This window comes from Streptomyces sp. NPDC042100, from assembly GCF_055582325.1.
In genome coordinates, this window is sequence record NZ_JBVJDK010000028.1 from 43,838 (window position 1) to 51,916 (window position 8,079).

Here is an 8,079-nt window from a genome sequence, read left to right on the forward strand (position 1 = left end):
GCGCGAGGCATCCGGGACAGGGGCACCCGGGACATTTGTCACCGCCGAGTCCGTACACCTGCTCCTGCCCGGCCCCGCCCTCCCCTCCGTAGCGTCGTTCCCATGACGAACGAGCCCGCCGTCGCCTTCGAGGCGGCCACCAAGACGTACGGTCCGGTCCGCGCCGTCGACGGCGTCGACCTCACCATCCGCCGTGGCGAGACGGTCGCCCTGCTCGGCCGCAACGGCGCCGGGAAGTCGACCACCCTCAACCTGCTGCTCGGCCTCGACGCCCCCGACAGCGGCCGGGTCCGCCTCTTCGGCGGCCCGCCCGCCCGCGCGGTCGCGGCCGGCCGGGTCGGCGCGATGCTCCAGGACGCCCGCCCGGTCCCCCGGGTCACCGTCCGCGAGCTGGTCGCCTTCGTCGCCCGCACCTACCCGGCCCCCCTGCCGGTCGCCGAGGCCCTGGAGCTGGCGGGCCTGACCGCCTTCGCCGACCGGCGCGTCGACCGGCTCTCCGGCGGCCAGGCCCAGCGGGTCCGCTTCGCCGTCGCCCTGGCCGGCAACCCCGAGCTGATCGTCCTGGACGAGCCGACCGCCGCCCTGGACGTGGAGGCCCGGCAGGTGTTCTGGGACGCGATGCGGGCCTACGCCGGGCGCGGCAACACCGTGCTCTTCTCCACCCACTACCTGGAGGAGGCCGACAGCAGCGCCGACCGGATCGTCGTGGTCGACGCGGGCCGGGTGGTCGCCGACGGCACGGCGGAGGCACTGAAGCGGCGGGTCGGCGGGGCGCTCGTCTCCTTCGACCTGGCCGGCCGCCCGGCCGAGGGGCTGGACCTGCTGCCCGGAGTCACCGCGACCGAGATCCGCGGCGACCGCGCGCACCTGCGCAGCGACGACTCCGACGCCACCGTCCGCGCGCTGGCCGCGCTGGACGCGATCCGGGGCCTCCAGGTCGCCCCGGTCTCCCTCGACGACGCCTTCCTCGCCCTGACCGGCGGGGACGCGGGTGCGGGCACGGGCACGGGCACGGGCACGGGCACGGGCACGGGCACCACCGGCACCACGAAGAACACGCCCCCCGCCACGACCATGGAGACGGCCCGATGATCACCGCCTATGTCCGCCTCGAAGTCCGCCGCACCCTGCGGGACATCGGCTTCGCGATCTCCTCGGTCGCGCTGCCCGTGCTCATGTACCTGCTCTTCACCAACCTCGGCGGCCAGAACGACCCCTCGGTCAAGGCCGCCGCCATGGTCGGCATGGCCGCGTACGGCGCGCTGGGCGCCGCCCTGTCGCTGGGCACCGGCGTCGCCGAGGACAAGTCCTCGGGCTGGCTGCGGCAGCTCCGGATCACCCCGATGACCCCGCGCCAGGTGGTCACCGGCCGCGCCCTGACCGGCACGGTCGTGGTACTGCCCGCGATCGCCGCCGTGCTGCTCGCGGGCGCCCTCGTCAACGGCGTACGGCTGGAGCCCTGGCAGTGGACGGCGGTCGCGCTCGCCCTGTGGGCCGGCTCGCTCCCCTTCACCCTGCTGGGCCTCGGCAACGGCTACCGGCTGTCCGCCCAGACCACCGGCGTGGTCAACGTGGCCTGCAACCTGGGGCTCGCGGTGGTCGGCGGCCTGTGGTTCCCGGTGGACCTGTTCCCGGGCTGGCTGCGCGCGATCTCCTCGTACACCCCGACCAACCGCTTCGCCGAGCTCGGCCGCGAGCTGACCCGGGGCGCGGCCCCGGGGGCGGCGACCCTGACGATCCTGCTGGCGTGGGCGGTGCTGTTCGGGGCGTACGCGGCGGTCTCGTACCGTCGTTCGGCCCGTACGGTCTGACCCCGCACCGGCGGACGCGAACCAAGGAAAGGCTGGACGATCATGCGGAAGCGACGCGACGACGACCGGGCCCCGGAGAGCATGGGCCCGCCCAACGGCTTCGCCATGCTGCCGTGGCTGCTGATGGGCATGGGCGCGGTCTCGAACCTCCTCCAGGGCGAGACCCCCAACCCCTGGGTCGGCGCCTTCGGCCTCCTGGCCTTCAACAGCCTCTACATCTCCGTCGTCTTCCGCGCCTTCGACCGCGCGAAGCGGGAGGCGCCCGCGACCTGGTGGCTGCTGGGCGCGATCACGGCGGTCACCCTGGCCCTCGCCCTCGCCTACGGCGGGCCCTACCTGCTCTTCTTCCCGCTGCTCGGCCTGGCCGTGGGCTCGGTGGTCCGGGGCCGGATGCTGGCCCGGACCGTCTTCCCGCTCTGCGTGGTGGCGGGCACGGTGGCCGGGTTCCGGGACGGGTGGGGCGCGATCAACGTGGCGTACGGGACGTTCATCTCGGCCATGGTGACGGCGGCCGTGCTCACCCTCTCCGAGACGGTGAAGGAGCTGCGCGCCACCCGCGAGCGACTGGCCCGCGCGGCCGTCGAGAAGGAGCGGCTGCGGTTCTCCCGCGACCTGCACGACCTGCTGGGACACACCCTGTCGGTGATCGTGGTCAAGTCGGAGGCGGCCCGGCGGCTGGCGCCGCGCGACCTGGACGCGGCGCTGACGCAGATCGCGGACATCGAGTCGGTGGGTCGGCAGGCCCTGACCGAGATCCGCGAGGCGGTCACCGGCTACCGGGAGACCACCCTGGCGGCGGAGCTGGACCGCGCCCGGGACGTCCTCGCCGCCGCCGGGGTCGAAGCGGTGGTGCGCCGCTCGGGCCCGCCGCTGGAGCCGACGGCGGAGGCGCTGCTGAGCTGGGTGGTCCGCGAGTCGGTGACCAACGCGGTCCGGCACAGCGGGGCGCGCCGCTGCGAGATCGACGTGGCGGGCGGCGGGGAGCGGGTCCGCCTGACCGTCACGGACGACGGGCGCGGCCCGGCCGAAGGCACCCCGGGCAGCGGCCTGAAGGGCCTGCGCGAGCGGGTGGCCGCAGCGGGCGGCACCCTGGAATCGGGCCCGGGCCCACGCGGCGGCTTCCGCGTGACAGCGGAACTCCCGGCGGACCCGGCCCCGGCCCCCGACTAGGCTCCGTGCAGAAAGCGAACGCCGACGTCACCGGCAGAGCGCGGACGGTCTCGGATTCTAGAATTGGCCGATGTAGATCATCAGCGGTATTCCGATGACGATGAGTGCCGCGAAGCATTGCGCCGTGACGACGTAGGAGATGGCGTTCTGCGGGCTGGGGCCGTTCTCCTCCTGGTCGAGCAGCTTGGCCTTCATCGTGGCCCGATGACCGATGACCCCTGCGGGGAGCCCAAACACAGCACCCGTGTACATGGGGAGCAGGACGTCCAGGGACTTGTCGTTGAACAGTCCCCAGGCCACTGCTGCTCCAGCGCCGAGGACCGGGGAGAAGCAGATATTCCGCTGTTGCTGCCGTGTTGGCATGATCGGGATGAAGGTCAGCAGAAAAGTGAGGGTGCCGATAATGGCGAGCGGCCACCATACGGCCAGCGGGATGAACCATGTGTCCATGAACATTCCTCCTGCCTGGCTGCGGGGCAAACCGCCCCGCAGCCAGATGCGTGCGATCTAACCAGAGAACCAGGTGATGAGGGACGGGATGACGCCCCACGCGGCTTCGACTGCCTTCTTCCCGTTCCTGACGATGGCCGCTCCCAGGGAACCGGTGGCTCCGGTGGCGACGCCCATGGCGAGGCCCCCCACGGATTCGCGGAACTCCTGGCTCTGCCAGCCATGACCGATCCCGGTGGCAACTGTACTTCCGATACTAAGTCCCCAGGAAATTGCGGAAAGGCCGAGGGTAACTCCCGGTACCGGAACGAAAACGGAAACCGCTGCGAACACTCCGACCCATGCGCTCAAGTTGTCGAGTTCGTCGGCCCAGTCCTTGGCGGTCTCCTTCCCGGAACTACCACCTTTGTCGGGCTCGTTGACCTTGTCGTTCTTGGGGTCGTCCTGAGGTTTGTAGTTGTTTTTGGCGTCCTCCTCGGCCTGCTTGCGGGCAGCTTCGGCGGCGGCCCGTTGTTCCTGTTGGCGCTTCTCGACCGCGATGCTGTGTGCCTCGTCGGCGGCCTGGCGTGCGGCGGTGGCGTCCTTGCCGGCGTCGATGGCTGCCTGTCGGGCGGTCGCCGCGGATGATGCGGCGCTGGCGGCGTGGCTGGCGGCCTGCTGGGCGGAAGCGGTGGCCTTGTTGGCCGAGTAGGTCGCCTGCCGGGCTGCCTTGTTCGCGGTGGCGGCGGCGTTCTTGGCCTGCTTCGCTGATTCGGCGGCCTGGGCGGCGGACTTGTCGGCCGCGTCAGCGCTGTTCTTGGCGCGCTGTGCGTGTCCCGCCGCCTCCTGGGCGGACTTGCGGGCGTTCTCTGCGGCCTTGGCCGCTTCAGCGGCTGCGCCGCGGGCGCGTTCGGCGGCTTCGAGGGCCGTGCTGGCGTCCTCGTACGCCTGGGCGGTGGCCTTGGCGGCGACGCTGATCTGGGTACGGACCGCTTCGACGTGGGCGTTGGTGGCCTGGTCGGCGGCGGCGGCCTTGTACTGGACGCGGGTGACGAATGCCTCGCGCATCCAGTCGGGCCCGGCCAGCGCGACTCGGGCGGCCGACTTCACGTTCGGTCCGCCCCTTTCCATGATCCGCAGCGTTTCGACCTTGTTGTCGTCGGCGCGCACCTTGGGGTAGGTAACGACGAGGAACTGTTGCAGGGCCTTGGCGGAGCCGTCGTCGAGGGCCTTGGCGGCGGCCTCGACGACGCCCTTACCCGCTCCCTCCTTCGCACGGAGGGTCTGGATGCGGTAGTCGTCCTTCTGCGCCTCGTAGGCGTCGTGGGTGAGGAACTTCTCGACCGCTTCGGGGGTGGAGGCCAGGGCCTGCTCGGCAGCCTGGGCGGCCTTCTCGTTGCCCACGGTGGACAGGACGACCGCGGTTTCGCGGTCGTCCTCCAGGGCAGCCGCCTCGCGCTTGGTCTTCAGCCAGTTCAACGCGTCGGTGTCGTCGCCGGACAGGGCGTCCTTGGCCGCGTGGAGTGTCCACGACGCCTTGGCTTCCAGCAGGTTGAGAGCGGCCTTGCGGGCGATCTCCGCGCCCTTGGCTCCGTCGCTCTTGGCCGCTTCGGCCGCGTCCGCCAGGAGCTTTTTGGTATCGGCGTCCAGCTGCTGGTACTGGGTGCGGACCTCGGTGTCAGGCAGCGCGGCCTGCGGCATGTCCTTGAGGAGTTTGGCCTGCTCGATGGCGGTGGCCTCGTCCTGTTCGAGCTGGTACCGCTCAGCGTCCCGGGCCGTCTTGTCGACGTTCTCAGCCTGCTGGGTCGCCTTGGCCGCATCCTCGGCTGCCTTGAGGGCGGCCTTGGCGTGGGCGGTGGCCTTCTTGGCCTCCCTGTCGGCCTCCCCGGCGTGCTCTGCCGCATCGTCGGCGGCCTGAGCGGCCGCTTCCGCGTGCTCGGCCGCCGAGTTGGCGAAGGTCCGTGCCTGACGGGCCGCAGTGGCTGCCTGAGAGGCCAGGCTCTGGGCGCGGCCGGCCGCACGGGTGGCCTGGGAGGCGGCGGCCCGGGCGGTGGCCGCGGCCTCGCGAGCGCGCCTGGCCTCGGAGGCGGCGACGCCGGACTGCTCGCCGGCAGTGGCGGCCGCGTCGGCTGCCGCGGCGGCGTTCTGCCCCGCGCGGGCCGCCGCGGAGGCGGAGTTGCCTGCGGCGTCGCTGGCGTCAGCGGCGTGGGAGGCGGCCTCTGCGGCGTCCTTGGCGCCGGCGGCGGCATCACGTGCGGCCTGGGCGGCCTTGCGCGCGTCCCCCGCCTTGCCGCGGTCTGCGATCGCCGCGTTCGCCGACCGGTACGCCGCCGCGGCGGCCCGCCCCGCAGCAGCCGAAGCGGCCGCCGCGTTCGACGCGGCTGTGGCCGCGGTACGGGCCGCGGTCACGGCGGTGTTGGAGGCGGACACCGCCGTGCGGGCAGCGGCGGCCGCACCCTCGGCAGCGGCAGCAGCGCGGTCGGCTGCGGCACCGGCCTTGCCGGCGTCTCCCTCGGCGGCCTCGGTCTCCTTGGCGGCCTTCTGGGCAGCCTGCTTGGCCAGGGCGGCGGCCTTGTCGGCTCGGTCAGCGGCCGCCTCTGCCGCCTCCGTCTCCGTCTTGGCCCGCATACTCGCATCCATAGCGACCTGCGCGAGCTGGCTGACGGTCATCAGCTCCTGATCGCGGGCCTGCGCCAGGTACTGGCCGGAGTCGATGAACTCCTGCAGGTCCTGCGGGCTGCCGTTCATGGCCCGCTTCCCGGCTTCCTTCATCGCAGGGCCGGCGGAGTTCATCAACCTGAGGACGGTGACCCGGTTGTCCTCGAACGTGGCCTTGGCAAGGCCCTTGTCGAGGAAGTCGTCCAGCGCCTTCGCGCTGCCGTCGTTCAGGGCTTTCTGGCCTTCGCGGTTGACCGCGCGCCCGGCGCCGTTCATCGCGCGCAGCACCGCCACCCGGCGGTCGTCCTGCAGCGGCTTCTCGAAGCCGGACTTCACGAAGTCCAGCACGTCCTGGTCGGTGCCGGACAGAGCCTTGTTCGCCGCGGCTAGGACGCCCTTGTCGGCCAGGGGCAGAGTTTTCAGGATGGCGACCCGAGCGTCTTCCACGCTCGCCTTGTGCAGGCCGCTGGTGAAGAACTTCCGCAGATCCTCGTCATCACCCAGGAGGGCCTTGGCGGCTTCGCGCTTCACCCCCTTCCCGCCCGCGAGCCATTCGTCCACCGCCTGCGCGCGGCTGTTGGGCGGCAACGGCTCGCCGGCTGGAGTGGCGGGCAGTGCCTGCGCCACGGTGGTTCCGAACACCAACATCGACATACCGAGCGCGACCACCGCCGCGCTCTTGGCCCGCACACCGGACAACAACGTACGGCGGGGCCACTTGGACCATTTCATGATGGGGTGCACCATCCTCAGAGAGATGGACTGGGAGGGAGCCTCAGGCGGATCAGCCTGAAGATCGACATCGAAACCCCATCACACCTAGGTCTCAGGCAAATCAAGGACCAAAGACCCGCGCCGCGGTCATCCTGAGTGGAAAATAGTGCCCAGGTTCCGTCCTGACGTGCAGCTTTACCACAGGGCCAATAGTCCCGTGGGGGCAGCCGACGTAACGGGCAGGCCAGCACAGATTGATCTTGATCACAGTGAGCTCACAAGGTGACTGCCAACACCTGTGCTACTTCTAGAAATTGACGCTGCCACAGCCAAGCATCGCTCTACACCTCCGCCTGGCCGGCGCCGTTCCTTTCCTGAATTCCCAACAACCCCAGAGAGGGACTCTTCGTGATGCGCATGCGGTGGCGGTGGCTGATTCTGGCCGTGGCGAGTTGCAGCCTGCTGGCCACAGGGATAGCCGTCGCGGCCGGCCCCGGTGAAAACGCCGGGCCCAATGGTTCCGGCAAGACTGCCGATGCGGTGATGCCCTCGGCGGTGGAGACCTTCGACTACCCGGACGCGGCGAAGATCCTCGAGGAGAAGAACCTCAAACTCAAGCGCGGCGACGGGCATATCGTCCTCGCCGAATGCGACAGCGACCCGAAGCTGATGAGGTTCATCGGCCGCGACAGGGGCGACTTGGGCGACTTCTGCTTCCGCACCATCGGCGACACGGGCTATCTCAGCCTGGAAGTCCCCGCCGTCACCGGAGTGCAGACCACCGACCACAAGGCTCACATCGACATGACCGTCGACGGCAAGACCAAGTCCTACGACGTAGGCAAGAACGAATGGCAGGGCATCGGGGAGACCACTGACCCCGAGGACCGTGATCACACCCTCGTCGAAATCCGCACCAGCAAGTAGGCCGCACGGGCCACACACAGGCTCAGGCGCACGTTCTCTCCTTCACCAGGCCGCTGTCCCCATTTCGTTGAAGGACGATTTCGCCATGCCCTCCGCCTCCGTCCGCACGGCCGGCGGCGAGAAGGCCACCGACGCCCCCTATGCCGCCACTACATGGATCCAGGTCGGCGAAACCCAGTGGGCCCGCTCCGGGGTGCTGGTCGGCCGGCAGTAGTTGCTGACCACAAGGGCCGCTTCGCCGACGGCAACTCAGTAGCGCCCTCGGCCTGACCTCCTGATCACACGCCAGGCCTGGACAACCTGTGCAGCCCACCCATTCCTGAACCGTTCCTCGCAGGAGCCGCTTTGACGAATCCCTCTCGTACCCGCA

The 8,079-nt window shown here is 70.7% G+C and carries 7 protein-coding genes; 5 read left to right on the plus strand and 2 right to left on the minus strand.

The features are described 5' to 3' along the window. Nucleotides 1–102 precede the first annotated feature (102 nt). Genes ACZ6J5_RS35620 through ACZ6J5_RS35630 form a run of 3 tightly spaced genes read left to right on the plus strand, consistent with a single transcriptional unit; the run spans nucleotide 103 to nucleotide 2,981 of the window. Nucleotides 103–1,092: an ABC transporter ATP-binding protein gene (locus tag ACZ6J5_RS35620; RefSeq protein ID WP_469398098.1), complete on the plus strand. Its 990-nt coding sequence runs from the start codon at nucleotides 103–105 to the stop codon at nucleotides 1,090–1,092. After that, nucleotides 1,089–1,811, plus strand: coding sequence for an ABC transporter permease (locus ACZ6J5_RS35625; protein ID WP_469398099.1), 723 nt, complete (start codon nucleotides 1,089–1,091; stop codon nucleotides 1,809–1,811). Before ACZ6J5_RS35620 ends, ACZ6J5_RS35625 begins: the two co-directional genes overlap by 4 nt. 42 nt (nucleotides 1,812–1,853) lie before the next feature. Further along, on the plus strand, nucleotides 1,854–2,981 hold the full coding sequence (locus ACZ6J5_RS35630; protein ID WP_469398100.1) for a sensor histidine kinase: 1,128 nt from the start codon (nucleotides 1,854–1,856) through the stop codon (nucleotides 2,979–2,981). Nucleotides 2,982–3,038: 57 nt separating this feature from the next. On the opposite strand, the gene ACZ6J5_RS35635 is transcribed toward ACZ6J5_RS35630, so the two are convergent. Further along, complete coding sequence (locus tag ACZ6J5_RS35635; RefSeq protein ID WP_469398101.1) at nucleotides 3,039–3,431, minus strand: hypothetical protein; 393 nt, start codon at nucleotides 3,429–3,431, stop codon at nucleotides 3,039–3,041. Nucleotides 3,432–3,488: 57 nt separating this feature from the next. Then, entirely contained in the window at nucleotides 3,489–6,800 is a 3,312-nt protein-coding gene (locus ACZ6J5_RS35640) for an ALF repeat-containing protein (RefSeq protein WP_469398102.1), read from the minus strand. Nucleotides 6,801–7,193: 393 nt separating this feature from the next. On the opposite strand from ACZ6J5_RS35640, the gene ACZ6J5_RS35645 reads away from it, so the two are divergent. Both ACZ6J5_RS35645 and ACZ6J5_RS35650 read left to right on the plus strand, forming a co-directional pair. After that, the gene (locus ACZ6J5_RS35645) at nucleotides 7,194–7,709 is read left to right on the plus strand and encodes a hypothetical protein (protein WP_469398108.1); all 516 of its coding nucleotides are present in this window, start codon (nucleotides 7,194–7,196) and stop codon (nucleotides 7,707–7,709) included. An 85-nt stretch (nucleotides 7,710–7,794) separates the two neighbouring features. Further along, complete coding sequence (locus tag ACZ6J5_RS35650; protein ID WP_469398103.1) at nucleotides 7,795–7,923, plus strand: hypothetical protein; 129 nt, start codon at nucleotides 7,795–7,797, stop codon at nucleotides 7,921–7,923. The last annotated feature ends 156 nt before the right edge of the window (nucleotides 7,924–8,079 follow it).